The organism is Mucilaginibacter rubeus, assembly GCF_003286415.2.
GTDB classification, from domain to species: Bacteria; Bacteroidota; Bacteroidia; order Sphingobacteriales; family Sphingobacteriaceae; genus Mucilaginibacter; species Mucilaginibacter rubeus_A.
The window spans coordinates 6699258-6723673 of sequence record NZ_CP043450.1 but is presented as its reverse complement, the minus strand read 5'-3'; the positions used below and the strand labels follow the sequence as shown (position 1 = coordinate 6723673).

Here is a 24416-nt window from a genome sequence, read left to right as displayed (position 1 = left end):
ACAAGCCATTATTTATCTCTAAACTTGCTTAATGAAATTATCCGCCTTAACCGCTTACCTTGAAAGCTTAGCCCCGCTCAACTACCAGGAAGATTATGATAATTCCGGTTTAATAGTTGGCAATCCGGACCAGGAAGTGAGCCAGGCCCTGGTTTCGCTTGACTGTACCGAAGCCGTGGTTGACGAAGCTATTGCCACAGGTTGCCAGGTGATCATATCGCACCATCCTATAGTTTTTAAAGGGCTTAAAAAATTTAACGGTAAAACGTATGTAGAGCGGGTGGTTGAAAAAGCCATTCGTAAAGGCATTGCCATATACGCTATTCATACCAACCTGGATAGCATCATGACGGGTGTTAACGCCCGCATTTGCGAAACTTTAGGGCTAAAAAATACCCGGATCCTGCTTCCTAAATATAACCTGATCAAAAAACTGGTTACCTATGTGCCCCTAAGCCATGCTGATGCCGTACGCGACGCCTTGTTTAGCGCTGGAGCAGGCAACATCGGCAATTACAGCGAAACCAGCTTTAATGTCGAGGGTACCGGAACATTTAAGGGCAATGATGCCGCTAATCCCTACGTTGGCGAAGTTGGTAAACGTCATAAGGAAAATGAGGTGAGGATAGAAACTGTTTATCCAGCCAATTTGGAAAGTAAGATCCTGATGGCGCTGATCCTGGCCCATCCTTATGAGGAGGTGGCTTATGATCTTTACAATTTAACCAATCAGCATCAGCAGGTTGGCTCCGGAATGATTGGCGAACTTGAAATACCAATTAACGAGGAAAGCTTCCTGTTTCATGTAAAGGATAAGATGCGTACCCATGTGATACGCCATACTAAATTAATAGGCAAACACGTTAAAAAAGTAGCTGTTTGCGGTGGCTCGGGAGGCTTTCTACTGAAGCATGCCATAGCTGCCGGAGCCGATATTTTTATCACTGCCGATTACAAGTATCATGAGTTTTTTGATGCCGAAGGAAAGATAGTTATCGCGGATATCGGACACTTTGAGAGTGAACAATTTACGCAACAATTATTGTATGAAATAATTAGGAAAAAATTCCCTATCTTTGCCGTCCGTTTAACAGAAGTAAATACAAACCCCGTCAAATATTTTATTTAATGGAACAAACCGTAGAACAAAAGCTTAAAGCTTTATACGAGCTACAAACTATCCACACCAAGATTGACAGGATCCGCCAGGTAAGAGGCGAATTGCCAATGGAAGTTGCAGACCTTGAGGACGACGTTGCTGGCCTTGAAACCCGCATCCAAAAAATCAAAGGTGAACTTGACGATGTGGAAGATGACATAGTTACCCGTAAAAACCTGATCAAAGAAGCTCAGGCAAACATCAAAAAATACGAAGGCCAGCTTAACGAGGTTAAAAACAACCGCGAATATGACGCTATCTCAAAAGAAATTGAGATCCAGGGCTTAGATATACAGGTTAGTGAGAAGAAGATCCGTGAATACGGCTTCGAAATCACCAACAAAACCCAGGTTTACGAAAAAGCACTTGCCGATCTGGAAGCCCGTCAGGCCGACCTTGACGCTAAGAAAGAAGAATTAGGCACCATTACTGCCGAAACTGAAAAAGAAGAAACCGAATTGAACTCACAAGCTGCAAAAGCAATGGATAACATTGAAGAGCGCTTGTTAACTGCTTACACCCGTTTGCGTCAAAATGCAAAAAACGGCCTTGCAGTTGTAACTATTCAACGTGATTCATGCTCTGGTTGCTTTAACCAGATCCCGCCTCAGCGCCAGTCAGATATCCGTCAGCGTAAAAAGATCATCGTTTGCGAGCATTGCGGACGTATCCTTGTTGACGAGCAAATGGCTTTAGAGGTAGAAGAAGCATAAGCAACCACTTATAAAGTTAAATATATCAAAGGCACCCGGTGGGTGCCTTTTTTGTTGCGCTTATTTAGCCGATATTTATTGCATGCCTAAAAACCGTATAACCTTTTTCATATTAATAATATTAACCATTATACTGGGTTTACTGTCCCGGCACTTTAAATTCATCCCATTATTTATAGGTGATATTTTATGGGCCTCTATGGTTTATTTTATCATGCGGTTTCTTTTTATCAACAAGCCAGTTAGATTCAATGTAATTGCCGCCTTAATCTTTTGCTTCGCGATAGAGTTTAGCCAGCTTTATAAAGCGCCCTGGATAAATGACCTGCGACACACCCTCTTTGGCAGGTTGGTTTTGGGCGAGGGCTTTCTGTGGAGTGATTTGTTGTGCTATGTGATTGGAGTAGGAATAGGTGTTGGGGGTGATTTTGGAAACTTTTACAATCAAAAGTTAATCCAGAAATGATAAAACTGGAGTTGTTCGCATTTTGCTTTCTATAATGTCTCTATCGCGTGTTACAATAATCCAATTCTTTCTATTCGCCAACTCGATAAAATAAGCATCATTATAGTCTACATAATTGGTATTTTCCATAATAAGATCCATATTGATTTGATTGAAGTCATCCGGAAAGCGATTGAAGATTTTGAGAATTGCTTTTATTTGAGAAGTTAAAGCCGAAATATCTGCTTTGTAATTTTCAGACGGTCTGTAATCTTTTTTTAAAGATATCTTTCCTGAATTTGCCGGGATTCTTTTAAACTCGTCAAAGAAGTCTTTAAGTACCTTATTGTGAAATTCCGAAATAACTAAAGACGTAGTATGTAAACCGGCTCCAACGCTTTTTGCATTACTAATAAACTTCGATATTTGACTTTGTTGACGGCTGTTATAATTACCTATAGGAGCAAAAAGAAATAGCAAAACACTATTATCAATTAAGTATTCATGACTTTGCTTTGGATCAAAATCTTTATAGGTGTAGATTTTACTCATCTCCGTACAAATCATCCATCCGCTCCTCGAATGATTTTTGGTCTTGGAAATAATCTTTCGCCCGTTCAATTACCTTCCTTAATAGAGCTCTGTCTTCAATTGGCAGGTTAACAATTTTCAGATGCTCGTTTAAATCCTTCGACTCAAATTTAGAGTACAATTGACCAATTGCAGCATTTAAAAAAGCTGAAGTAACAACTTCAATTCCATAAAAATCAAGCTTTATATCTTGTCTTTCCAATAGCCCCCTATTAATTAAAGAAAATATAGTGCTACCCGCATCCGGACTGAGTGCAGTATCACTTTTTATAATCTCTTTTAGATTTAATATCATAAGCTTTCTTGTAAAATTATTAAAAAAAATCATCCCAATCGTTTTTTTCCGTGTTTAATATGTAAAAATTCGGGTCCTTCAATAACAATTCAATTGTCACTATTGTTCCTGGAAAGTCTATTTCTAACGAAGATGAATTTACTTTACCTTCGCACACTTCTACAAAACCATCAGCTGATATAAATTGCAGCGTTCCCTTATTTAAATGAATCAAGTCTTGTAATAATTTCAATCCCAACCCTCCTGGTATAGCAGCTGTTTTAGTGGTATTTCCATCTGTTAAAGCCCACCTGATTGCGTCTATGCCACTTTTATTTTCTGCTAAATAATTATTAACATTAGCTTTTATCGTTTTTCCTAAATCTGTAAACGTTAACACTGCCTTAGGAGTATTCTTTCTTAAATAAACCTGTCCGCAGCAATATATATATTCGCATTCTCCATGAGTTACAGCATTTAAACAAACTTCAAAAATATTTCTTATGATCTCTTTTTGAGCTAATGGACTCATTTTGGGCATTTTCTGCTTTTCAAATAACTCTACTTTAAAAAAGTCCTTCGCAATACTTTCATCTTCCATCTTGAATCTTCGATAGGGAACACTTGTCTGAAACAAATTAGGAGAACTAATGCTTGAAGCAAAGTTTTGCAAAAAGCCATTCCTACTAATAGCACCTCTAACATTGCCTATCAAATTTTTAATGCTAATTCTATTTCCTCTTTCGATGCAAGAATCTAATATATTGCCTAAAATAGAACACAAGTTGCCTTCAAAGAAATTACAGGATTCAAAATCGATAACTATCTCCTGATTTCTCAATAGAAGTGTGCTACCTGCCAAATTTGCAAAAAATTCAAACCCATATTTATCACCGGCAACTTCTCGTGGAACAAGAAATAAATTATCGTCCATTTTCTATAAATATAAATTCAAGCACGTTAAGATAATGAGTAATTTAGATTAAATCAACTTGCCGAACATCTAAAACATACTCGTCTGTTTTCCTTTCCTTGGTACAAATAAACTATAGTCGTATTCTGGCATCTGCCTGTCGCCCATAAAGCGCTTACAGGCCATTTTAAACATTTGGTGAATGGATTCGGCCACTTTACCTTCGCCGCTCATCCTACGGCCGTAATCGCTGTCATTTAGCTGCCCATCGTGTGTTGAGCGGATCATGTTCAACACTTTTTCCGCCCTGTCCGGAAAAGCTTTGTAGATCCAGTCGCTGAAAATTTCGGCTATGCTACCATTCAGGCGCACCATCGTAAAACCGGCGGCTAAAGCCCCCCTGTCGGCCGCCGCTTTGATGATATTGGGTACTTCGTTGCTGTTTAACCCCGGAATGATAGGCGCCGCCATTACCCGAACCGGAATGCCCCTTTCCGATAGTTTCTGCACAACTGCCAAACGCCCCGTTGCGGTAACTGTGCGAGGCTCCAATTTTTGACGGAGTTGTTCGTTAAGCGACGTAATGGATACATTTACATGCACCAGGTTCAGCTTGGCCATGTCTGCAAGCAGATCGATATCCCGCAGGATCACGTTGTTTTTGGTGATGATACTTACCGGGTTTTTATATTTCCAAAAAACTTCCAATAACCTTTGCGTTATCCCCAGCTTGCGTTCAACAGGCTGATAGCAATCGGTATTGCCCGAAAGCATGATGCAAACCGGCTGGTAATTTTTTTTGTTGAAATATTGCTCCAGCAATTCCGGGGCATTTGGTTTAATAATGATCTTCCGCTCAAAATCAAGCCCGGCGCTAAAACCATAATATTCATGGCTGTTACGGGCATAACAATATATGCAACCATGCTCGCAACCCTGGTAAGGATTGATGGAATACATATGGCTTAAATCGGGACTGTTGGATTCGCTTACAATTTTTTTAGGTGTTTCTTCAAAAAGCTGTGTATTGGTATTTTCAAGCAACGGCTCATCAATACCCTCGATATGATCAAGTACATACTTGTTTTTCAGAAACTTATTGTGCGTGTTTACCTGTGCCCCGCGTCCTTTAAAAAATTCCGGATTTTCCTCATGTGACATTGAACAAATTTGCTAAATTAATTAGCAAATTACAATTCAATCAATTTATTTTTTATGCTGTATAAAACCAGTCCTACGCGGCTCTTGATCTGGAGTTTTTCAAAAAGCTGATCGCGGTAGCTATCAACGGTACGCACGCTGATATTCATAGCCTCGGCTATTTCTTTATAAGTAAGCTCGGTTCCCGTAAAACGAAGAAACTCAATTTCGCGCGGGTTGAGTTTGATATTCTCTAATTTGCTGTTGAAATTGGTAATCAGGTGACGGGTTACAAATTCCGGGTAGTAGAGCTCACCCTGCGAAACTTTCAGTAGTGCATCTTCCACCTCATAAGGTTCCGAATCTTTAAGCAGATAGCCTTTTACGCCCATTTTAACCATAAGCAACACCTTTTCGGCATCCTCAAACATCGATAAAATGATGATCCGCACACCGGGATATTTCGAGCGGAGTATCTGAGCCGCCTCTACGCCATCCATAACCGGCATGCTGATATCCAGCAATACGATATCCGGAACGGTACCACTCTTAATAGTGTTTACAAGTTCCTGTCCGTTTGCGGCCTCAAATAGTATGTTGTATCTTTTAAAATTGGTTACAAGAGCAGCCATACCACTCCTGAAGAGTTTGTGGTCATCAACTAAGGCTATTTGAATGGGTTCCTTTAGCATAAATTTGTTGTACCAGGGGATTGAACGACAATTTTATCTGACAACCCTTACCAGGCGAACTGGTAATAATTACATCCGCGCCTACTAAAGCTGCCCTGTTTTCAATGTTCCGTAACCCCGAACCGCCCTTATTTTCAACCTTTTCGGCATTGAAACCAGCACCATCATCTTCGATGAGCAAATTAAACATTTGTGCAGTATAATACAAACTGATTTTAAGGTTAGCCGCCTTAGCGTATTTCAGGGTGTTATTTACCGCTTCCTGAAATATGCGGAATATTACCAGCTCGCGCTGTTCACCCATACTGTATACATCCCCTTCAACAGTAAAAACAGCGTTGATAATACCGCTGCGGGTTAAGCGCTCCGTTTCTGCTTCAAGTACTTTTATAAGCCCAAGCGAGGTGATATGCTCAAAGCTCATACTCTTTGAAAGATTTCTTAAATCATTAATAGTTTGCGAAATCAATTCCCGGTTTTCGTTTACGCGGCCTTTCTTTTCTTCGTCCAGGCTATTGTTGAGCAAACCAAGGCTCAGTTTTACAAATGATAAAACCTGGGTGATATTATCATGGATTTCCCTGCTGATGTCATTGAGAGTTTGCTCCTGGATCTCAATCTGGGTTTTTAGCATCTCCTGCTTAAACGAAGCTTTCAGATTTTCGCGCTCAAGCAAGTTCTTGTTCTGCTTTTTTTGATATACCATCATAAAGCTAATCATGAACACGCCCAGCAAAAGCAACAGGGCGGTACCAGCAATTATTACGAGGATAAATTGTTCTTCCTGAAAAAGCATATAAAGGAAAATGAAAATAGGCCGTTTATGATTAAGGAATTTAGGTTTAACAACGTCATTGCCAAAAGATAAAAGTGATAATTGTTTTTATACACCATAAAGCTAAAGCAAGCGTAATAAAAGGTCATTGCCAGATAAAAAAAGAAGATCCCCGTTATCGCTAAAAACGGCGGATGGGTGATCAATTCTATATATTCATCGTTATCGTCATTTAGCAATCTGTAGTAATAGTTACAAATGAGCCAAATGCCGAATAAATTTTGCACAACGATTGCTATGGTTGCTCTTTTCCAAAAACCCTGGATAACAAATATGTCAACAAGCGAAAACAGCACGATAACACCCATAGCTATATACCCCTTTCGCTTGCGTTCCTCATCTTTACCAAACGACATAATAAATATCGAGTAGAATACAAACTCCAGTATGTCGTCAAAATTATTACACCAGGCGTTGGTATGGTTAATAATCTGAAACTTAAATACGGCCGGATGATTATAAATCACATCAAAAGCTAAAAGCGGTAAAAGCCACTTAAACCTTCTATCAAGCGATTTATACGCAAAAAGGCAGCACATTAATGCCACCACAAACATCACGTAATAAAACCAATCGAGCATGAATGCTAAAATAACATATAATAGCATTCATGCAGCTATAATTTTATCAGGCTACCGGACAGGCAGGCGGGCAATCTCTGCCTGACTTTACCATGGCAAGCATATTCGCTGATTTTGCAATCTCATTATCGGCCTGTATGGCGTCAACGTGCTCATTTGGCCTTTTACCGGCCACTGTGCCTACAATAGCAACCGATGTTTGATGAGGAGCATCTTTATGATCTGCACCGTGCACTCCAAAATGAAGCCTCACTCCGGTAGCTTCCGGCGGCAGATTGTTAACAAACTCTTTCAGCTTATCTATTGGGAGCCATGTCGATTCCGTATCGTTAACACCATGATGCTTATCAATAACTGCTTTGCGGGTTTTTTTGTACCTCGCAACCATTTCTCTCGCTGTCTTTAAGTCAATAGAGTCCATATTATCAGGGGATTTAAATTAAGCCACCAAACTAATCAAATAATATAAAACAACCTACCCGTTATTTCACGGTTTTACACCCCGTTAAAACACGGTAAAGAAAGGATGGAAAGGAGGGAGAAAAGGATAGAAAGGTGAAAGGGAAAAGGCAAAAGGTGTAAAGAAGAAACAGTGGATTAATCAAATCCACTCAATCCTTAAATCACGAAAATCAAGGTTCAGATTAACCTTCCAGCATAAAAACAAATAGCTCTTTAGGGCCGTGGGCTCCTAAAACCAGTGTTTTTTCAATATCGGCGGTACGGCTCGGACCGGTTACCGTACTGATCATGGATGGCAGCTGGTTGCCATATTTGGCTTTGATGAGTTTAAAGCCATCTTTCAGGTCCATAACCATTTGCGAGGTATAGGCCAATACAATATGCACCGATGGGTAGATACTCAACCTGCGGCCGGCCGTGTTTCCGTTGGAAAGCAGGATACTGCCGTTACGGGCAATTAATGCTTCGCAAAGGGTAAACCCAACTTCGGCCTGTTCAAAGTCTTTATCGGTTTCGTAGTGGGGGTATTCAAACTGGTTCAGGATCTCCTGCAGCTTGGGTTCCCAGCAGTAAATTTTATGCCATTTGCGCTCTTCGGCAAGGGTGAGCAGGTTTTCAATAAACTGCAGTTCATCTTCACAAAAAACAAACTGACCTGCCACATTGGTAAACTGCTCGGCGAAGATCACCTCGGGCATTTCTTCGGAAGGAGGGTAAAGGGGAAGATCTTCCAGTTGAGGGTATGGGTTATCCCTTTTTTCCAAAAGCGCTTTCCTGATTTTTTTAAGCAGTTTTTCTTTTGATGTGGTGATATCCCTCATGGTTACAAAAAAGCAAAGCCACCAGCTTGGCCGGTGGCTTTGTATTATTATTTAAAATTAAAGTTTTGGATCTTCGCTGTCTACTCTTGACAGTTCAGGATTAGTCAGTGTATCAGGAATAGCGTTGTTATCCACATCCGGGTTTAACGCGGCCTCGCCGTTTACAAACTTATCATAGGTAGTACGCTCGTCAAACGGACGCTTGCCTAATATCTCTTCCAAATCACTCTGGAATAATACTTCTTTTTCCAATAGCTTTTGAGCTATTTTTTCCAAACCATCACGTTTCAGGTTAAGCAGATCTTTAGTTTTTTGATAAACCACATCAACCAACTTACGCACTTCATTATCTATCATTTCGGCAGTAGTATCAGAGTAAGGTTTGTTAAACTGGTACTCGCCTTGTGGATCGTAGAATGATACGTTACCAACGCTATCGTTCATACCATAAATTTTGGTCATGGCGTAAGCAAGTTTGGTTATACGCTCTAAGTCACTCAAGGCACCGGTTGAGATCTTACCGAAAACGATATCCTCGGCAACACGGCCACCCATTGATACACTCATTTCATCAAGCAGCTGCTCGGTAGTGTATAAAAACTGCTCTTTTGGCAGATATTGGGCATAACCCAAAGCGGCAACACCACGAGGAACAATAGATACTTTAACCAATGGATCGGCATGTTCCAGGAACCAGCCGGCAATAGCGTGACCAGCTTCGTGGTAAGCAACAATGCGTTTCTCTTCGGGAGAGATGATTTTGTTTTTCTTTTCCAAACCGCCGATAACACGATCGATAGCATCCTGGAAATCGGTCATATCAACCGACTCTTTATTTTTACGGGCAGCAATCAGCGCGGCCTCGTTACAAACGTTAGCAATTTCGGCACCTGCAAAACCCGGGGTTTGAGCCGATAATTTTTTGGCGTCAACACCGTCAGATAATTTGATAGGTTTAAGGTGAACTTTAAAGATCTGCTCACGGCCGATCAAATCCGGTTTATCGATAGATACCTGCCTGTCGAAACGTCCCGGACGCAATAACGCTGAGTCCAGTACATCCGGACGGTTAGTAGCAGCTAAGATGATGATACCCGAATCGGTACCGAAACCATCCATTTCAACCAATAACTGGTTCAGGGTGTTTTCGCGTTCGTCGTTACCACCTACTATATTGTTTTTACCACGGGCACGACCGATAGCATCAATCTCATCGATAAAGATGATACAAGGCGCTTTATCTTTTGCCTGGCGGAACAAATCACGTACACGTGACGCACCCACACCAACAAACATCTCCACAAAGTCTGAACCTGAAAGTGAGAAGAATGGCACCTGTGCTTCACCGGCAACGGCTTTAGCAAGCAAGGTTTTACCTGTACCAGGCGAACCTACAAGCAGTGCGCCTTTAGGAATTTTACCACCCAGGTTGGTGTATTTTTTAGGATTTTTAAGGAAATCCACAATTTCCATTACCTCTTGTTTGGCTTCTTCCAAACCGGCAACGTCATTAAACGTAACGGTTACCTGGGCTTCTTTATCAAACAGGGTAGCTTTTGATTTACCGATATTGAAGATCTGGCCACCCGGGCCACCGCCCGAACCACCGCTCATCCTGCGCATGATAAAGATCCATACACCTGCAAATAAGATCACCATAATAACACCTTGTACCAACCAGTTTGATAACAGGCTTTCGTGGCCCTGCTCAAATTGCAATGATACTTTCTGATCATCTGGTACATCTTTCTGCGCATCAGCAATTGATTTTTTCAGACTCTCGTATGAGGCATCTGTAAAAGTAAACTGCGGACCGCTGCTGGTGCTTGTATTGAAAAAGTTTTTGTCTTTAGATACGTTATTGGCAAAATACGGCTTTGATAAGCTTTGTTGTTTGATATAAACATCGGCCATTACCAAATCACCGCTTTTATAAGCTACAATTTTCTGAACATCATTGGTACGAAGCATGTTAGCTTCAAACTCCTGGAAAGTAACCGGTTTGCCCGATCCGCCGTTTAACAAGGCCGGGATCAATAAAAAGGCCAGGATAACAATACCATATAACCACATGATATTGAACTTTGGCGGTTTTGGAGAGGGCTTCTTGTTCACAATTTTTCGGATAGGTCTTGGATTTTCTGATTTAGAATCTTTAATATCTTTCATTTCTTTTAACGAGCTCAAACTTACAATCTATAATTTAAATTTTACGCGGTAACAGTAAGACTATGCGTTGAGCCTTTTTGTGACGGATGTTTATGCACTTTTATAATATTTAATATCTGCATCGCCCCACAAATCTTCCACTCCATAAAACTCACGTTTATCGGTCCTGAACACATGGATCACAACATCCACATAATCAAGCAGTATCCACTCGCCATGCTCAATTCCCTCTTTGCGCCAGGGTTCGGCTTGGGTGGCTTTGAAAATTTCATCCTCAATGCTATTTGCAATAGCTTTTACCTGTGTCGACGAATCAGCATGACAGATTACAAAATAATCTGCTACTGAACTGAAAATATTACGAAGGTCTAACCTAATAATATCATTGCCTTTTTTTTCCTGGATACCATGTATTGCCAGTTCTGAAATATAGGCAGATTCACTTAACACTTTGTTTTTTACCATCAAAAAGAATTAGTTTTGAACGTTTTTGAGTATAAAATTATTACACTTTGCAAAATAACATATTTTCAGGATTATTTGTTGGTCAAAATTTAGTAACAATTAAACAAGTTGACTCAACAAATAGTTTTCTTAAAAATCTACTGTCAAATTCCACGCCAGTACCCGAAGGTACGGTCATTATGGCAGAAGAGCAATATGCCGGCCGTGGCCAGCAACAAAACACCTGGCATAGCGAACCCGGAAAAAATCTCACTTTCAGCCTGTTACTAAAGCCCCATTTTTTAGCCGTTGGCGATCAGTTTGACCTGAACCGCGCAGCAAGCCTGGGCGTGTATGACGCATTGCAACCTATCCTGGGTGAGCAGCTAAAGATCAAATGGCCTAATGACATCTATTACGGCGACAGGAAACTTGGCGGTATGCTCATTGAAAATACCATACAGGGCGGGCAGCTTAAAGACTCGGTTATTGGCATCGGCTTAAACATAAACCAGGAAAACTTCCCTTCCGGGGCATCAAATGCCACTTCTGTCAAACAAATCTTACAAAAGGATTATGAATTAACCCTGTTATTATCGGAAATTTGCAACTGCCTTGAAGTATACTATCTGAAACTCAAGGCTGGCGAGGTTGATTTTGTAAGGAATACTTACTTAAGCCGACTATATTGGTTAAACGAGGTTAAAAGCTTTGAGTCAAACAACAGAGTTTTTAATGGCACTGTAAAAAATGTATTGCCAAACGGCCTGCTGGTAATTGAAGATACTAAGGGGCAGCAATTGGAGTTTAACCTCAAAGAATTGAAATTTTTAAACAAATAAATAACTTAAAACACAAATGAAGAAACTATTGGTATTGGTAACCGCGCTTATCATCAGCGTTGGCGCTTACGCCCAGATCGAATCGCCGGTGAGGTGGTCATACGCGGCAAAAAAAATGAATGATAAAGAAGCTATTGTATACTTAAGAGCAACTATACAAAACGGCTGGCACATTTATTCACAAACAGTAAAAGACGGCGGCCCAATAAAAACTTCATTTGAGTTTACCCCATCAAAATTATATGCTCCTGTTGGCAAAACTTCTGAACCAACCCCTATCAGCAAATACGAAAAATCATTCAGCATGAATGTGAGCTATTTTGAAAAGGAAGTTGTTTTTAGCCAAAAAATCAGTTTAAAATCGCCCAAAGCAACAGCGGTTACAGGTAAATTAACCTTTATGACCTGTAACGATATGAAATGCCTGCCACCAGAAGATGTTGAGTTTAATATTCCTTTAGGTAAATAATTCAGCACACCTTAACAGTAGTCATGAAATTATTAAATAGAGGCGCTTCCCTACGCGCCGGGCTCATCACATTAATTACCCTGATCATTCTTAATATAGCGGGAGCTAACCCGGTTTATGCTGTGCAGGCAAAATCTGCCGATACTACCGCATCAGCTGCCGGTATTACGTTTACAGATATCCCAACCGCTGCCGACAGCTTAGCCATCAGGAAAAAACACGCTGATTCGGTAAAAAAAGCGGAAGCGGCCAAGGCATCAAAAGCAACCACCACCGCTTCAAAAACAGCAGAAAAGCCAAAATCACTTTGGCAGATCTTTATTGAAGGTTTACTGGGCGGCTTTACAGCGGTAATTTTGCCTTGTATCTACCCATTACTGCCTTTAACTGTAAGCTTTTTCACCAAAAAAAGTGGCAGCAGAGGCAAGGCTGTTATGCAATCACTTATTTACGGGGTGTCAATCATCGTAATTTATGTTACGCTGGGCTTGCTGATCTCTATAATTTTTGGATCGGACGCGCTTAACGAACTGGCCACTAACGGCATATTTAATATTTTCTTCTTCCTGCTGCTCATCGTATTCGGCATTTCCTTTTTGGGTGCGTTTGAAATTACCCTGCCAAGTTCGCTGGCCAATAAGCTGGATGCAAATTCGGATAAAGGTGGCCTTGCAGGTATATTTTTTATGGCATCAACACTGGTTGTTGTTTCGTTTTCGTGCACAGGGCCTATTATAGGAACGTTGTTGGTTGACGCAGCTTCAAAAGGCGACAGGCTTGGCCCAGCAATGGGTATGTTTGGTTTTTCGTTAGCATTGGCTTTGCCATTTACCATATTCGCTTTATTCCCTTCGGCACTTAAAACCCTGCCAAAATCAGGCGGATGGCTTAACAGCGTAAAGGTTGTACTGGGCTTCCTTGAGCTGGCATTTGCATTGAAATTTTTATCAAATGTGGATTTGGCTTATCACTGGAACTGGTTTGACCGCGAGATCTTTTTATCGCTATGGATAGCCATCGGCTTACTGATTGGGCTTTATCTTATTGGTAAGATCAAGTTTTCGCACGACAGCGATGTTAAATACCTAAGCATCCCGCGCACTTTCCTGGCTATAATTACTTTCGCGTTTGTTATTTACATGATACCAGGCTTGTGGGGAGCGCCTTTAAAATCAATTAGCGCGTTTTTACCTCCGGAGGCTACCCAGGATTTTAACCTATCAGCTATTCCTGATGGTTCCGGCTCATCGGCAGCAGCTCCCTCAGCGGTTATACCAGCAAGTATTGGTGAACGTAAGTATGCTGCAAACTATACCCGCATTAAAACCAAAGGTTTAGATGCATGGTATGATTATGACCAGGCCTTACAGGTTTCAAAAGCTTTGCACAAACCAATCCTGATTGATTTCACCGGCTTCAATTGTGTTAACTGCCGCCAGATGGAGGCCAATGTTTGGTCGGACCCACAGGTTTTTAGCCGCTTGAAAAATGATTTTGTATTGCTGCAGCTTGTAGTTGACGACAAAGTTGAACTACCTGCTTCTGAGCAATTTGTGTCAGAGTACAGCGGTAAAAAAATCACCACGCTTGGTGGCAAATGGAGCAACCTTGAGGCCCAGCGTTTCAATGCAAACTCGCAACCGCTATATGTAATGCTTGACAGCGACGGCAATTTAGTTAAGGATGCATCAGGTGCCGAAATAGCGCCATCACCTGCAAATTACAACATTGCAAGCTATCTTAAATTTTTAGACAGTGGCATAGCCGCTTACAAAAAATAGGGATCGAGTTAAAAAAATAAATGTAAATTCGCGCAAAATTCAAATTCTGCGTTTTATTGGTTAGGCGCGGGGTTTAAATAAAAACAATATTTACAACCCTAATTAGTTATGAATAGGTTAGCCTGTTTATAACCAACACAAAAAAATGACTCAGATCAAAAATATCGGCGTTTTTACTTCAGGTGGTGATGCACCCGGAATGAACGCTGCCATAAGAGCGGTTGTACGTGCCGCGATGTATTACGGAATTGAAGTCACGGGTATTCGCCGTGGTTACGACGGCATGGGCAAAGGTGATTTTTTCACCATGAACCGTAAATCCGTTTCAAACATTATTCAGCGTGGCGGTACTATACTTAAAACCGCAAGATGTGATGATTTCAGAACCCCCGAAGGCCGTAAAAATGCTTACGAACAACTGGTAAAAAACAAGGTTGATGCATTGGTAGCCATTGGCGGCGACGGTACTTTTACCGGCGCTAAAGTTTTTGGCAGCGAATATGATATTCCGGTAGTTGGTTTACCAGGTACTATTGATAATGACCTTGTAGGTACCGATTTTACCATTGGTTATGATACCGCCATTAACACCGTTGTTGATGCCGTTGATAAGATCAGGGACACTGCCGAATCGCACGATCGTTTATTTATTGTTGAGGTAATGGGCCGCGACTCTGGATTGATTGCTTTACGTACCGGTATTGCTACCGGCGCCGAGGCCATCCTGATCCCTGAAAGTAAAACCGGGCTCGAAGGTTTATTTAACCGCCTTGAGTTTGGCCGTAAAGACAAAACATCACGTATTGTAATTGTAGCCGAAGGCGACGATACAGCAGGTGGCGCGTTTGAAGTTGGTCGCCTGGTTCAGGAAAAATTCCCTAACTATGATACCCGGATCTCTATTTTAGGCCACATACAACGTGGTGGTGCACCAAGCTGTATGGACAGGGTACTGGCAAGCCGCGTTGGCGCTGCTGCCGTTGAAGCTTTAAGAGACGGACACCGCAACGAAATGATCGGCCTCATTAACGGAGAAGTAGCTTATACGCCATTTGAGCATGCCATTAAACATCACCAGGGTATTGATCCTAACATGATTAAGCTGGTTGAAATGTTATCTATGTAATTTCAGCTAAAACGATAAATAAAACAGCCCGGGCTACTACTTAGTCCGGGCTGTTTTATTTGGCATGGTGCTGTCAACAACAAGCCGGATAGCGGCATCAATTTCGGCGCTCACGGTAAACAGATGGGCTATGATCTCTTTATTTTCGGGATTATAAAAATCTTCGCGATCCATTAAACCTATAAGGCCCAGCATACTTGCTACCGGTCGGCGCAATTCATGCGAACTTAATGAGGCGATGTTTCTTAAACGCTCGTTTTGGTCAACAAGTTCTTTCTGTATTTTGAGCCTTTCGGTAATATTATGTCCGAAGCATCCCGCGCCAATGATATCGCCGGCAGCTGTGTAGATGGGGTTAAAGCTCACCTCAAAATATAAGCTCTGTCCGTTCGCAGGATCAATACTTTCACTGATGATTGAATAACGCTCACCATTTAAGGCGCGGTTATAATAAACCGTCCAGTCGTCAATTATTTGCCGGCTAAAACCCTCGTGTTTATAAGAATATTGGCCTCTATAAGGTTGTACACCTGTTAAATAAGTAACCTGCTCAACATAAGCCTGGTTCATATAAAGGTAGCGTAATTCCTTATCAACCGACCAGATATGATCCTGAGTGTTGTTGATCAGCGCTTCAAGGCTGTCTTTTATTTGCAAAGCCTCTTCCCGCATTTGCATTTGCGGGGTAATGTCCCGGCCAATGCCCTGTACTTCAAATATATTCCCTTCGTTATCGGCTATGGAAACAAACTCCCATTCGGTATCATGAAGTGTGCCGTCTTTAGCAGGCTTTTTGTGAATAAGCCTGATGATCTTGCCGGGATTGTTAATACAATTAGAAAAAGCTTCCTCGCACAGATGAGCCTCCTCCGGAATGGTTGTTTTTGAAAAGTGATGCCCGATAATCTCATCCACGGCATATCCAAAGGTTTTCAAAAACTGGCGGTTAACAAAGGTGAATTTGCCATCAATACCTATCCTGATCAAAAAATTGGTTTGCGAATTAATAAGCGAATCTAAAAATCGTTCACGCAGGCCAACTTTTCCCAAGGATCCCGGGGTTGAAACAACAGCCAGGGCACTTGTGATATTACTTAATATGATCTTATGGCCGGTAAGCCCATCAATAGTAAGTGTTCTTTTTTCGGTTAGTTGTTTTTGATTTGCTTCCAGGTGATAAGTCATCTGGATCGACTCGCCGGGGGGCAACTCAGCGGTAAGCCGTTTAATATCGGCCAAAACCTTAGGCTTTACCAGGCCATTCAAAAAATTGGTATTTTGATGAAGATGCTCAACCCCTACACCAAAAAGGCTATAAAAGTTTTCGCTTACAAACAGGTATTTCTGTTCGTCAAGATCAAAAACAATGGTACAATTTCCTTTTGCAGCAGGGTTTGGGTTAAACATGGAAACAAGCCGTATTTATTTAAAGGTATAGCTATTTATATGATAAACAAACAACTACAATAATTTTTCGGCAACCTCTTTCCAGGTATTTACCCTTTCATAATCGGTAAGCAGCATGTTATGCGGCGAGGTATAAAGTATTTTACGGCCGTTAAATGTGGTGAAATTTTTGATGCGGTCGTCAATCATGATATCTACATCCAGGATCTTGTGCCCGCAAAAAATAATGTTTGTCCATGAGATAAAAGGAAAATGCTCTTCAAGCCATGCCTGTTTATCCTCCAGCGAGTATTTGAATTCCATAGCAGCCGATGCTATATATACATCATATTTTTCATGCAGGGCTTTCACCACTTCCTGCGCATCGGGCATTACCGGAATATCCCTGAAAAAGCCACGCTCATTAATATATACGCGCAAAGTTTCGCTTAGGTGGGGCGGCAGGATCTCTCTAAACTCCTTGCCTTCCATATTGCCAAGGATGATTTCTTCATTGTGCCTCTCTTTATACATGCTGATGAATTTGCCAATGGTATCGGCAATAACTTCATCCATATCAATTGCTATACGTGTTTTCCTGGTGATACTCATGGCGGGTAAGTTCCGATTTTTTTGATTTACTGCAATGTTAAGTTTGAAAAAACGACAATTGATCAGTAAAAAACTACCGTTTATCATGCAACTCCTTAAGCCACACAGCTAAAAGATAAATAATTAATTATCAGCTATTTTTAATTGTGATAAAAATTAATACCTTTGCATCCCCGCAGAAAGAACTCCGGGGATAATGTTGAATACATAAAAATTTACAATGGCAACTAAGATCAGACTACAAAGACACGGTAAAAAAGGTAAACCTTTTTATTACATCGTGGTAGCAGACGCACGCGCTCCACGTGATGGACGCTTCATTGAGCGTTTAGGTTCATACAACCCAAACACTAACCCAGCAACTATCGACATCAACTTTGACAAAACTTTAGATTGGGTTAACAACGGTGCCCAGCCTACTGACACTTGTCGTGCTATCCTTTCATACAAAGGTGTGCTTTACAAAAAACACTTACAAGGTGGTGTTAAAAAAGGTGCTTTAACAGAAGAGCAACTTGAAACTAAATTTGCTGAATGGCTTGACCAGAAAGACGGCAAAATCACCGGTAAAAAAACCAGCCTTAACGTTGCTAAAGACGAAGCCCGCAAAGCTGCTTTAGCTGCTGAAGCTAAAAAGAGCGAAGAAAAAGCTGCTGCTATCGCTGCTAAAAACGCTCCTGTTGCTGAAGAAGAAGCTCCTGCAGAAGATGCAGCAGCAGAAGCTGAAAGCGCAGAATAATTATTTGATTAAGCGTACAGAACGCAGGAATAACATTTATCTTGAATCTTTACGTTTGATTTCTTAAATCCGGATAATGGCGAGGCTAACAGCTTCGCCATTATTGTTTAACTCATTTTATATGAAAGCTGAAGATCATTTCAGGATAGGTACAGTTTTAAAAACCAAAGGCCTGAAAGGCGAATTGCAGATATACGTTGATTTTGATGGTATTGAAGATATTAAGTTCAATGCTGTATTTATTGATATTGCCGGGAAGATGATCCCTTACTTTGTATCATCAATAAAGTACCTGCAAAAAAGCAACGCCTACCTTAACCTGGAAGACGTTGACACCATAGAAAAAGCCTCGGCACTGGTTAAACGGGATATTTACCTGCCCAATAAACTGAAGCCTAAAAAGAAAAAAGGTGAATTTACACTGAATGATGTGGAAGGCTTTATCGCCATAGATGAAACCCATGGCGAATTGGGCGAGATCTTAACTGTGCAGGAATATCCGCAGCAATTGATAGCTACCGTTCAGTATAAAAATAAGGAAGTACTGTTTCCGCTTAACATCGAGATCATTAAAGGTATTGATGTTGAAGGCGGCGAAATTTATATCGACCTGCCCGAAGGCCTGCTGGATATTTACCTGGAAGGATAGCGTTTTGAGATGCAAGACTTTTAGAAGTAAGAAATAAGAATTTTAAAACCGATGCCCGTGTCCCCACGGGCATTTTTATTTAGAAGCAATTTAATTCATTGCCGTTGGTTAAAACCAACGGCATAAAAGACTGAAGAGTCCTGGCCTTAGCCCAATTATACAAACGGATTTGGGCTAAAGCCTCTCCGTGCAACTCACTACTCCGTTGGTTAAAACCAACGGCAATGAAGTTTTATCTACCGGTAAGCGATTGTTTTTAATTGTAGAGACGCATAATTGCGTCTCCCGCATGTAATTTACGATAGCAAAGAGAGATGCAAAGCTGCTTGTCCTACAGGAGACGCAATTATGCGTCTCTACTTGAAAAAATCTTTAACCGTTTTTAAACAGCGCTGAATGATTTAAAAAAATATTTTGTCAAATATATTTGACATTTGTAAAGTTTGTTTTACTTTTGGTAAGCCAAACTTTACAATTATGAAATCACGATTCTTATTTCCGTCAAAAGCCCGGTTCCTGGGGCTGTTTTTATTTTTAGCAGGAATCGCTTTTTTTATTTATTCGCAAAACAGCTCAAATCAAATCTTCGTGTGGTATAATCTGCGCCCCACTGCACAGAGCTTTACGGACGCGGCCAGGGATGAATGCTTCGACGATGAGATCCAGCTATTCCTAACCTTATCCGGCTTAATTTTATTAGCCTTTTCAAAGGAGACTGTAGAGGACGAGCACATTGTACAGCTTCGTTCCGACTCGTTACAGTGGGCTGTATATATAAATTATATAGTTTTCGCTGTAGTGATCTTCGCTTCCTACGGGCTCAGTTTTCTTATGTTCACTATGTATAATGTATTAACTCTGCTGGTGTTTTTCATTATCCGTTTCAGGTGGAAGATCTATTTACTCAACAGGGGTTTAACAACAGAGGTTAAGGAGGCCATACAATCATGAAATCACGCTTTTTATTTCCGCACTGGTTCAGGTACTTGGGGCTGGCACTTTTCCTGATCCATATCCCCATCGTAATGTTTAAAAAAGAGATGGGCTTTAGTATGCATGACGAACCCGATAGTGACAACCTGTTTAACAGCCATCACATCTTTTTCATGACCACCACGCTGCTCATGGCCATCGGCTTATTCTTTATTGCTTTCGCGAAAGAGCGCATAGAGGATGAACAGATCTTTAAGCTCAGGCTCGATTCATTGCAGTGGGCTATTTATGTAAATTATATACTTTTGGTGGTGAGTTTAATTTTAAGCAAAGACACCGAACATATTTTGTTTTTAAATTTATTGGTACCGCTTGTGTTTTTCATTGTGCGTTTCAGGTGGAAAATTTTCCAGAACAACCGCCTCATCAATAAGGAAGAGGGGCAGGCATGAAAAATAATATCAGGGTTGAACGCGCCATCAAAAATATAACCCAGGCCGAGCTTGCGGAACTTATTGGTGTATCGCGCCAAACCATTAATACCATCGAGAGTAACCGGTATGTGCCATCAACAGTGCTGGCTTTAAAAATAGCCCGCGTATTTGGCAAACCGGTTGAGGATATTTTTTCTTTAGACGAAGAGGATTAACCAAACCAATATAACCATGGCAACAAAACCAAGTTTCGCGCCGCAGTTAGCCATTCCGCACGGCGTAACCGACATTAGCTTTTACAGTAAAGCCTTAGGTGCAGTCGAGCTCAGGCGTTTCAGCAATGATGATGGCAGCATTCATGTGTCAGAACTATCTATAGATGGCACTATCTTCCACCTGCATGAGGAAACCGAACGAACGGCTGTACTTTGCCCGGATACCGTAAAAGCTACCAGCGTTACTATCGGCCTTTTTGTTGACGATGTACATGCTGTTGTTGAGGCCGCCAGGCAAGCCGGCGCAAAAGTAGATTCTGAAGTAACGGATTGGGATTACGGTTACCGCCAAGGCGATTTTATTGACCCATTCGGGCACCGATGGATGATTGAGAAGGTTATTTAACAAAATAAATACATTTAAATCATGTCAATTGCGAGCGAAGCGTGGCAACCGCACGAGAGCATATCCGCTCTGTACAGCATGCGATTGCTTCGTCGTTCCTCCTCGCAATGACATAATTTTAGCGTAGATTTTATCATTTTAACTCAGTAAAACCATGGCAAAGCAACCCAACTACGGCAACGGCAAGATATGTTATGTTGAAATACCTGCCATCGATATAGCAACATCAGCAAAGTTTTTCCAAACTGTTTTCGGTTGGCAAATCCGAACCGACAACTATGGATCCACTTCATTTGATGATGGCGTGGGCGAAGTAAGCGGCATGTGGGTAACCGGTCGGGAGCCGATGGGTAAGGCCGGTCTGCTGATCTCCATTATGGTTGATGACGCCGAAGCTACAGTTAAACTGATAGCGGCTAATGGCGGCATTATAACCCAACCTATAGGCAAAGATTTTCCGGAAATCACGGCGCATTTTACTGACCCGGCGGGTAATTTATGGGGGATCTATCAGCATAGAGGATGAACTAAAGAAGCAAGACTTCAAGAGTAAGGAACCAAGACGATTTCGGAGAGAAGACATTTTTCAGTAATCTTGCATCCTGATTCTTTTATCCTGAGTCTGAAGAAAGTATGCGTTTCGATATCATCTCTGTCTTACCCGGTTTGCTTGAAAGCCCTTTTGCACATTCTATTTTGCAGCGTGCGCAGAAAAAAGGAATTTCTGAAATTGTAGTTCACAATCTGAGGGATTATGCTACCAATAAGCAAAAAAGCGTAGATGACTATCCTTACGGAGGTGGCAGTGGTATGGTGATGACCATCCCCCCATTTGCGGCATGCATCGAAAAATTAAAATCTGAGCGGGAATACGATGAGATCATCTTCATGTCGCCTGATGGCGAAACACTGAACCAGGCTATCGCCAATCAGCTTTCTATCAAAAAAAATATCATTATCCTTTGCGGTCATTACAAAGGCATCGATCAGCGCATCAGGGACATTTACGTTACCCGCGAGATCTCGATAGGCGATTATGTACTTTCGGGCGGAGAACTGCCCGCAGCCGTACTGGTTGACGCCGTGGTGAGGCTTATTCCCGGTGTATTAAGCGATGAAACATCGGCCCTGTCTGATTCATTCCAGGACGACCTGCTGGATGCCCCGGTTTACACCCGCCCAGCCGACTGGAACGGCCACAAGGTACCCGATATACTTTTGGGAGGCAATACACCCGAAATTGAAAAATGGCGTCACGAACAAGCTATAGAGCGTACCAAAGCGAGAAGGCCTGATCTGTTGAATAGGGGTGAATGATTTATTGGTGAGTGGTTCATTAGGTTGGATTAAGTGAGTGGTTATTGCATTTTGAATAGTTGATTTGGTGAGTGAAGAATGGTTAGTTCAATACGCCAACCACCGACTTAATCGATAATCTCAACTCACCGGACGGCACCCACTCACCTAATCCACTCAATCAACCACTCACCCGAAAAACAACCACTCACTCAAAACACAAACCAATTTCCTTAAATTAGATTGCAACCAATTAATGCATACTGCATTATAGTAGCGTTGCAGCTATGAACCCTAACCACACCGAAGCCCAGCTTATTGAACAATGCCGTACCAACCCGGCTGCTTTTGGGCAGGTGTTTGACCGTTGGTATAAACCGGTGTTTGGCTATATCATGCGGCGTTGCGGCGATTATGACCTTTCCCGGGATATTGCTGCCGAAACTTTTCTGAAAGCATTTTTAAAAATAGGCTCATTTAAATGGAAGGGCATAAGCCTGTCGTCATGGCTTTACCGTATTGCTACTAACGAACTTAACCAATATTACCGCAGCAGCAAATACAAACCCGAATCATTACAGCAATTGCTGGAAAACCCGCAGATGGAAAAACTGCTGCATGACCATGCCAGTGACGAACGCGAAATGATGGAGCAGGAACTAAAAGCTTATCGCGATTATAACCGCATCCGCGAAAACCTGCTTAAACTGGATATCAAATACCAGGAGGTGATTTCATTACGCTACTTTGAACAGAAAACCAATACCGAGATCAGCGAGATCCTCAATAAAAACGAGGGCACAGTAAAATCACTGCTTTCGCGCGGATTGGAGAAATTAAGAAACATGCTTTAACCACTGCAACCAAAATCAATTAATGCATTATAAGGGTAATTAACATGAAAGATCAGGACGAATTTTTAAAGCAAATGGAAAATTTAAAAGTACCCGATGTAAACCCATCCCAACACCTGGATGTGGTAAAAATGGCCATTATGAACGCCGGGCGTTCGGCAGCCCTGGGACTATGGTTGGTAATAGTCCCCTGCTATTTTTTGATATGTGTATTCATGTATTATCACTTCCACATTAATGCAAACTGGTTTAGCTCCATGTTCAGCATGATGGTTCAGCTGGAGAAGGTACCCTATATCGATTATATCGGTCCGCTGGTATTATTTATACTGCCTGTTGTTTGTATAGTGATCAACCTGTTGTCCATTATCCACGTACAGGTTCAGCAAATAGATCCCAACAGGCCTAAGGTAAAAGAACTCAATATCAGTATCCGGTTAAAACTATGGAACATTGTATTGATCCTCATCAGCCTTGCCATTGTGTTGGTGTTCATCAATTTCGCCATTACAGAAAACATATCCATCAAAAACTAATCAACATGAAATTAAACTGGTTTACCCGCAAAGGGATCATCTACCTGCCTGTATCCATTATTGGCTGGGTTATATTAGCCATAGCGTTGACTTATGCAGTTTTTACATTTATTGATATTGACAAACACTCACATTCGGTAAGCGATACGCTTATCAACTTTGTATTCAATTTGCTATTGACTGGGCTTATATATACACTGATTGCGTATTTTACAGAGAAGAAGCCTGTTACTGTGACCATTGAAAAATGAAAACCGATATTGATCTCCATATGCAGCCTTACGAAGTTTTAAAACTTTGTAAGGCTGCATAAACCACAACCAGCTGTGAATAAAAAAACTAAATGTGGAAATTTTTAAATTTGACTTTCATTTATTGAAAATAATCCCTATACTTGCAATCCGATTTTTACGGGCTAAAAATCGCATTAAGAGCTTAAAATCATGGATTTAGTAAAATTTGTTGAAGAGCAATCAGTAGAAAAAAAGCAGCTTCCATCCTTCAAAGCTGGTGATACTGTAAGTGTTCACTATAAAATCAGAGAAGGAAATAAAGAACGCGTTCAGGTTTACCAAGGTGTGGTAATTCAACGTAACAGCGTTGGTGTAAGCGAAACTTTTACTGTGCGTAAAGTATCAAATGGCATTGGCGTTGAGCGTATCTTCCCTGTTAACTCTCCAAACATCGATAAAATCGAAGTTAACAGTGTTGGTAAAGTTCGTCGTTCTAAACTGTACTACCTGCGTGCCCTTACCGGTAAAGCAGCTCGTATCAAATCAAAACGCGTTTAATTTACCCAACCGCTTAGCGGTATATAAAACACTAAAAGGCCTTTCTGAAAGAAATTTCGGTAAGGCCTTTTGCTATATGAAGGTTTTTGAAGTTCAGATGGTGTAATC

Annotated in this window: 32 protein-coding genes; 19 read left to right on the top strand and 13 right to left on the bottom strand. The window is 41.3% G+C overall.

Going from position 1 to position 24416, the window contains the following annotated elements:
- Positions 1-31 precede the first annotated feature (31 nt).
- The 3 genes from DEO27_RS27375 (at position 32) to DEO27_RS27365 (ending at position 2338) form a co-directional block, all read left to right on the top strand.
- Positions 32-1129 carry a Nif3-like dinuclear metal center hexameric protein gene (locus tag DEO27_RS27375; RefSeq protein WP_112571369.1) on the top strand — a complete coding sequence of 366 codons (1098 nt, stop codon included), beginning with the start codon at positions 32-34 and terminating at the stop codon, positions 1127-1129.
- Positions 1129-1872 (top strand): zinc ribbon domain-containing protein, encoded by a 744-nt coding sequence (locus tag DEO27_RS27370; RefSeq protein WP_112571371.1) that lies wholly within the window; start codon positions 1129-1131, stop codon positions 1870-1872. Before DEO27_RS27375 ends, DEO27_RS27370 begins: the two co-directional genes overlap by 1 nt.
- Positions 1873-1954: 82 nt before the next feature.
- Positions 1955-2338, top strand: coding sequence for a DUF2809 domain-containing protein (locus DEO27_RS27365; protein WP_112571373.1), 384 nt, complete (start codon positions 1955-1957; stop codon positions 2336-2338).
- Here DEO27_RS27365 and DEO27_RS27360 read toward each other — a convergent pair.
- The 11 genes from DEO27_RS27360 to rsfS form a co-directional block, all read right to left on the bottom strand.
- A complete protein-coding gene (locus tag DEO27_RS27360; RefSeq protein WP_112571375.1) occupies positions 2324-2869 on the bottom strand; it encodes a PIN domain-containing protein in 546 nt (181 codons plus the stop codon). The genes DEO27_RS27365 and DEO27_RS27360 overlap by 15 nt on opposite strands.
- Positions 2862-3203, bottom strand: a complete 342-nt coding sequence (locus DEO27_RS27355) for an STAS-like domain-containing protein (protein WP_190295257.1) — start codon at positions 3201-3203, stop codon at positions 2862-2864. Before DEO27_RS27355 ends, DEO27_RS27360 begins: the two co-directional genes overlap by 8 nt.
- A 19-nt stretch (positions 3204-3222) precedes the next feature.
- Entirely contained in the window at positions 3223-4116 is an 894-nt protein-coding gene (locus tag DEO27_RS27350) for a hypothetical protein (RefSeq protein ID WP_112571379.1), read from the bottom strand.
- 69 nt (positions 4117-4185) lie between these two features.
- Entirely contained in the window at positions 4186-5256 is a 1071-nt protein-coding gene (locus DEO27_RS27345; RefSeq protein ID WP_112571381.1) for a PA0069 family radical SAM protein, read from the bottom strand.
- 29 nt (positions 5257-5285) lie between these two features.
- Positions 5286-5927 (bottom strand): response regulator transcription factor, encoded by a 642-nt coding sequence (locus tag DEO27_RS27340; RefSeq protein ID WP_112571383.1) that lies wholly within the window; start codon positions 5925-5927, stop codon positions 5286-5288.
- Positions 5893-6723 (bottom strand): sensor histidine kinase, encoded by an 831-nt coding sequence (locus tag DEO27_RS27335; RefSeq protein ID WP_112571385.1) that lies wholly within the window; start codon positions 6721-6723, stop codon positions 5893-5895. The genes DEO27_RS27340 and DEO27_RS27335 overlap by 35 nt, the downstream gene beginning before the upstream one ends.
- Entirely contained in the window at positions 6690-7370 is a 681-nt protein-coding gene (locus DEO27_RS27330; protein WP_149301887.1) for a hypothetical protein, read from the bottom strand. Before DEO27_RS27330 ends, DEO27_RS27335 begins: the two co-directional genes overlap by 34 nt.
- 19 nt (positions 7371-7389) lie before the next feature.
- Complete coding sequence (locus DEO27_RS27325) at positions 7390-7764, bottom strand: hypothetical protein (protein ID WP_146750037.1); 375 nt, start codon at positions 7762-7764, stop codon at positions 7390-7392.
- A gap of 223 nt (positions 7765-7987) precedes the next feature.
- Complete coding sequence (locus tag DEO27_RS27320; RefSeq protein ID WP_112571391.1) at positions 7988-8626, bottom strand: lactate utilization protein C; 639 nt, start codon at positions 8624-8626, stop codon at positions 7988-7990.
- A gap of 57 nt (positions 8627-8683) precedes the next feature.
- Positions 8684-10795: an ATP-dependent zinc metalloprotease FtsH gene (gene ftsH, locus DEO27_RS27315; RefSeq protein ID WP_112571393.1), complete on the bottom strand. Its 2112-nt coding sequence runs from the start codon at positions 10793-10795 to the stop codon at positions 8684-8686.
- A 90-nt stretch (positions 10796-10885) separates the two neighbouring features.
- The gene (rsfS, locus tag DEO27_RS27310; RefSeq protein ID WP_091167167.1) at positions 10886-11260 is read right to left on the bottom strand and encodes a ribosome silencing factor; all 375 of its coding nucleotides are present in this window, start codon (positions 11258-11260) and stop codon (positions 10886-10888) included.
- Between the two features lie 47 nt (positions 11261-11307).
- Here rsfS and DEO27_RS27305 point away from each other — a divergent pair, with 47 nt between their 5' ends.
- The 4 genes from DEO27_RS27305 to pfkA all read left to right on the top strand — a co-directional run bounded on the left by DEO27_RS27305 (position 11308) and on the right by pfkA (position 15457).
- Positions 11308-12081 (top strand): biotin--[acetyl-CoA-carboxylase] ligase, encoded by a 774-nt coding sequence (locus DEO27_RS27305; RefSeq protein ID WP_112571395.1) that lies wholly within the window; start codon positions 11308-11310, stop codon positions 12079-12081.
- 16 nt (positions 12082-12097) lie between these two features.
- Positions 12098-12550 (top strand): protein-disulfide reductase DsbD domain-containing protein, encoded by a 453-nt coding sequence (locus DEO27_RS27300; protein WP_112571397.1) that lies wholly within the window; start codon positions 12098-12100, stop codon positions 12548-12550.
- Positions 12551-12573: 23 nt separating this feature from the next.
- A complete protein-coding gene (locus tag DEO27_RS27295; protein WP_112571399.1) occupies positions 12574-14331 on the top strand; it encodes a protein-disulfide reductase DsbD family protein in 1758 nt (585 codons plus the stop codon).
- A 145-nt stretch (positions 14332-14476) separates the two neighbouring features.
- The gene (gene pfkA / locus DEO27_RS27290; protein ID WP_112571401.1) at positions 14477-15457 is read left to right on the top strand and encodes a 6-phosphofructokinase; all 981 of its coding nucleotides are present in this window, start codon (positions 14477-14479) and stop codon (positions 15455-15457) included.
- 36 nt (positions 15458-15493) lie between these two features.
- Here pfkA and DEO27_RS27285 read toward each other — a convergent pair whose 3' ends face one another.
- A complete protein-coding gene (locus DEO27_RS27285) occupies positions 15494-16864 on the bottom strand; it encodes a PAS domain S-box protein (RefSeq protein WP_112571403.1) in 1371 nt (456 codons plus the stop codon).
- 54 nt (positions 16865-16918) lie between these two features.
- Positions 16919-17455: a 5' nucleotidase, NT5C type gene (locus DEO27_RS27280; protein WP_223818070.1), complete on the bottom strand. Its 537-nt coding sequence runs from the start codon at positions 17453-17455 to the stop codon at positions 16919-16921.
- Between the two features lie 220 nt (positions 17456-17675).
- Between DEO27_RS27280 and DEO27_RS27275 the strand changes: the two genes are divergently transcribed.
- The 12 genes from DEO27_RS27275 (at position 17676) to rplS (ending at position 24308) form a co-directional block, all read left to right on the top strand.
- Positions 17676-18194 (top strand): 30S ribosomal protein S16, encoded by a 519-nt coding sequence (locus tag DEO27_RS27275; protein WP_112571405.1) that lies wholly within the window; start codon positions 17676-17678, stop codon positions 18192-18194.
- Positions 18195-18315: 121 nt separating this feature from the next.
- Positions 18316-18843 (top strand): ribosome maturation factor RimM, encoded by a 528-nt coding sequence (rimM, locus tag DEO27_RS27270; protein ID WP_112571568.1) that lies wholly within the window; start codon positions 18316-18318, stop codon positions 18841-18843.
- A gap of 477 nt (positions 18844-19320) precedes the next feature.
- Positions 19321-19794, top strand: a complete 474-nt coding sequence (locus tag DEO27_RS27265; RefSeq protein ID WP_112571407.1) for a hypothetical protein — start codon at positions 19321-19323, stop codon at positions 19792-19794.
- A complete protein-coding gene (locus DEO27_RS27260) occupies positions 19791-20228 on the top strand; it encodes a hypothetical protein (protein WP_112571409.1) in 438 nt (145 codons plus the stop codon). Before DEO27_RS27265 ends, DEO27_RS27260 begins: the two co-directional genes overlap by 4 nt.
- Positions 20225-20425 carry a helix-turn-helix transcriptional regulator gene (locus DEO27_RS27255; protein ID WP_090532259.1) on the top strand — a complete coding sequence of 67 codons (201 nt, stop codon included), beginning with the start codon at positions 20225-20227 and terminating at the stop codon, positions 20423-20425. Before DEO27_RS27260 ends, DEO27_RS27255 begins: the two co-directional genes overlap by 4 nt.
- Positions 20426-20441: 16 nt before the next feature.
- Entirely contained in the window at positions 20442-20831 is a 390-nt protein-coding gene (locus DEO27_RS27250; protein ID WP_112571411.1) for a VOC family protein, read from the top strand.
- A 154-nt stretch (positions 20832-20985) separates the two neighbouring features.
- A complete protein-coding gene (locus DEO27_RS27245) occupies positions 20986-21357 on the top strand; it encodes a VOC family protein (protein WP_112571413.1) in 372 nt (123 codons plus the stop codon).
- Between the two features lie 107 nt (positions 21358-21464).
- A complete protein-coding gene (trmD, locus tag DEO27_RS27240; RefSeq protein ID WP_112571415.1) occupies positions 21465-22148 on the top strand; it encodes a tRNA (guanosine(37)-N1)-methyltransferase TrmD in 684 nt (227 codons plus the stop codon).
- A 266-nt stretch (positions 22149-22414) separates the two neighbouring features.
- Positions 22415-22981: an RNA polymerase sigma factor gene (locus DEO27_RS27235; protein WP_112571417.1), complete on the top strand. Its 567-nt coding sequence runs from the start codon at positions 22415-22417 to the stop codon at positions 22979-22981.
- Between the two features lie 44 nt (positions 22982-23025).
- Positions 23026-23517: a hypothetical protein gene (locus tag DEO27_RS27230; protein WP_112571419.1), complete on the top strand. Its 492-nt coding sequence runs from the start codon at positions 23026-23028 to the stop codon at positions 23515-23517.
- 5 nt (positions 23518-23522) lie between these two features.
- Entirely contained in the window at positions 23523-23768 is a 246-nt protein-coding gene (locus DEO27_RS27225) for a hypothetical protein (protein ID WP_112571420.1), read from the top strand.
- A gap of 192 nt (positions 23769-23960) precedes the next feature.
- Positions 23961-24308 (top strand): 50S ribosomal protein L19, encoded by a 348-nt coding sequence (rplS, locus tag DEO27_RS27220; protein WP_090532282.1) that lies wholly within the window; start codon positions 23961-23963, stop codon positions 24306-24308.
- The last annotated feature ends 108 nt before the right edge of the window (positions 24309-24416 follow it).

What these genes read in the sequence shown, in the direction of transcription:
- DEO27_RS27375 (WP_112571369.1), top strand. Translation starts at nt 32, where the DNA reads ATGAAATTATCCGCCTTAACCGCTTACCTTGAAAGCTTAGCCCCGCTC.
- DEO27_RS27370 (WP_112571371.1), top strand. Translation starts at nt 1,129, where the DNA reads ATGGAACAAACCGTAGAACAAAAGCTTAAAGCTTTATACGAGCTACAA.
- DEO27_RS27365 (WP_112571373.1), top strand. Translation starts at nt 1,955, where the DNA reads ATGCCTAAAAACCGTATAACCTTTTTCATATTAATAATATTAACCATT.
- DEO27_RS27360 (WP_112571375.1), bottom strand. Translation starts at nt 2,869, where the DNA reads ATGAGTAAAATCTACACCTATAAAGATTTTGATCCAAAGCAAAGTCAT.
- DEO27_RS27355 (WP_190295257.1), bottom strand. Translation starts at nt 3,203, where the DNA reads ATGATATTAAATCTAAAAGAGATTATAAAAAGTGATACTGCACTCAGT.
- DEO27_RS27350 (WP_112571379.1), bottom strand. Translation starts at nt 4,116, where the DNA reads ATGGACGATAATTTATTTCTTGTTCCACGAGAAGTTGCCGGTGATAAA.
- DEO27_RS27345 (WP_112571381.1), bottom strand. Translation starts at nt 5,256, where the DNA reads ATGTCACATGAGGAAAATCCGGAATTTTTTAAAGGACGCGGGGCACAG.
- DEO27_RS27340 (WP_112571383.1), bottom strand. Translation starts at nt 5,927, where the DNA reads ATGCTAAAGGAACCCATTCAAATAGCCTTAGTTGATGACCACAAACTC.
- DEO27_RS27335 (WP_112571385.1), bottom strand. Translation starts at nt 6,723, where the DNA reads ATGCTTTTTCAGGAAGAACAATTTATCCTCGTAATAATTGCTGGTACC.
- DEO27_RS27330 (WP_149301887.1), bottom strand. Translation starts at nt 7,370, where the DNA reads ATGCTATTATATGTTATTTTAGCATTCATGCTCGATTGGTTTTATTAC.
- DEO27_RS27325 (WP_146750037.1), bottom strand. Translation starts at nt 7,764, where the DNA reads ATGGACTCTATTGACTTAAAGACAGCGAGAGAAATGGTTGCGAGGTAC.
- DEO27_RS27320 (WP_112571391.1), bottom strand. Translation starts at nt 8,626, where the DNA reads ATGAGGGATATCACCACATCAAAAGAAAAACTGCTTAAAAAAATCAGG.
- ftsH (WP_112571393.1), bottom strand. Translation starts at nt 10,795, where the DNA reads ATGAAAGATATTAAAGATTCTAAATCAGAAAATCCAAGACCTATCCGA.
- rsfS (WP_091167167.1), bottom strand. Translation starts at nt 11,260, where the DNA reads ATGGTAAAAAACAAAGTGTTAAGTGAATCTGCCTATATTTCAGAACTG.
- DEO27_RS27300 (WP_112571397.1), top strand. Translation starts at nt 12,098, where the DNA reads ATGAAGAAACTATTGGTATTGGTAACCGCGCTTATCATCAGCGTTGGC.
- DEO27_RS27295 (WP_112571399.1), top strand. Translation starts at nt 12,574, where the DNA reads ATGAAATTATTAAATAGAGGCGCTTCCCTACGCGCCGGGCTCATCACA.
- pfkA (WP_112571401.1), top strand. Translation starts at nt 14,477, where the DNA reads ATGACTCAGATCAAAAATATCGGCGTTTTTACTTCAGGTGGTGATGCA.
- DEO27_RS27285 (WP_112571403.1), bottom strand. Translation starts at nt 16,864, where the DNA reads ATGTTTAACCCAAACCCTGCTGCAAAAGGAAATTGTACCATTGTTTTT.
- DEO27_RS27280 (WP_223818070.1), bottom strand. Translation starts at nt 17,455, where the DNA reads ATGAGTATCACCAGGAAAACACGTATAGCAATTGATATGGATGAAGTT.
- DEO27_RS27275 (WP_112571405.1), top strand. Translation starts at nt 17,676, where the DNA reads ATGGCAACTAAGATCAGACTACAAAGACACGGTAAAAAAGGTAAACCT.
- rimM (WP_112571568.1), top strand. Translation starts at nt 18,316, where the DNA reads ATGAAAGCTGAAGATCATTTCAGGATAGGTACAGTTTTAAAAACCAAA.
- DEO27_RS27265 (WP_112571407.1), top strand. Translation starts at nt 19,321, where the DNA reads ATGAAATCACGATTCTTATTTCCGTCAAAAGCCCGGTTCCTGGGGCTG.
- DEO27_RS27260 (WP_112571409.1), top strand. Translation starts at nt 19,791, where the DNA reads ATGAAATCACGCTTTTTATTTCCGCACTGGTTCAGGTACTTGGGGCTG.
- DEO27_RS27255 (WP_090532259.1), top strand. Translation starts at nt 20,225, where the DNA reads ATGAAAAATAATATCAGGGTTGAACGCGCCATCAAAAATATAACCCAG.
- DEO27_RS27250 (WP_112571411.1), top strand. Translation starts at nt 20,442, where the DNA reads ATGGCAACAAAACCAAGTTTCGCGCCGCAGTTAGCCATTCCGCACGGC.
- DEO27_RS27245 (WP_112571413.1), top strand. Translation starts at nt 20,986, where the DNA reads ATGGCAAAGCAACCCAACTACGGCAACGGCAAGATATGTTATGTTGAA.
- trmD (WP_112571415.1), top strand. Translation starts at nt 21,465, where the DNA reads ATGCGTTTCGATATCATCTCTGTCTTACCCGGTTTGCTTGAAAGCCCT.
- DEO27_RS27235 (WP_112571417.1), top strand. Translation starts at nt 22,415, where the DNA reads ATGAACCCTAACCACACCGAAGCCCAGCTTATTGAACAATGCCGTACC.
- DEO27_RS27230 (WP_112571419.1), top strand. Translation starts at nt 23,026, where the DNA reads ATGAAAGATCAGGACGAATTTTTAAAGCAAATGGAAAATTTAAAAGTA.
- DEO27_RS27225 (WP_112571420.1), top strand. Translation starts at nt 23,523, where the DNA reads ATGAAATTAAACTGGTTTACCCGCAAAGGGATCATCTACCTGCCTGTA.
- rplS (WP_090532282.1), top strand. Translation starts at nt 23,961, where the DNA reads ATGGATTTAGTAAAATTTGTTGAAGAGCAATCAGTAGAAAAAAAGCAG.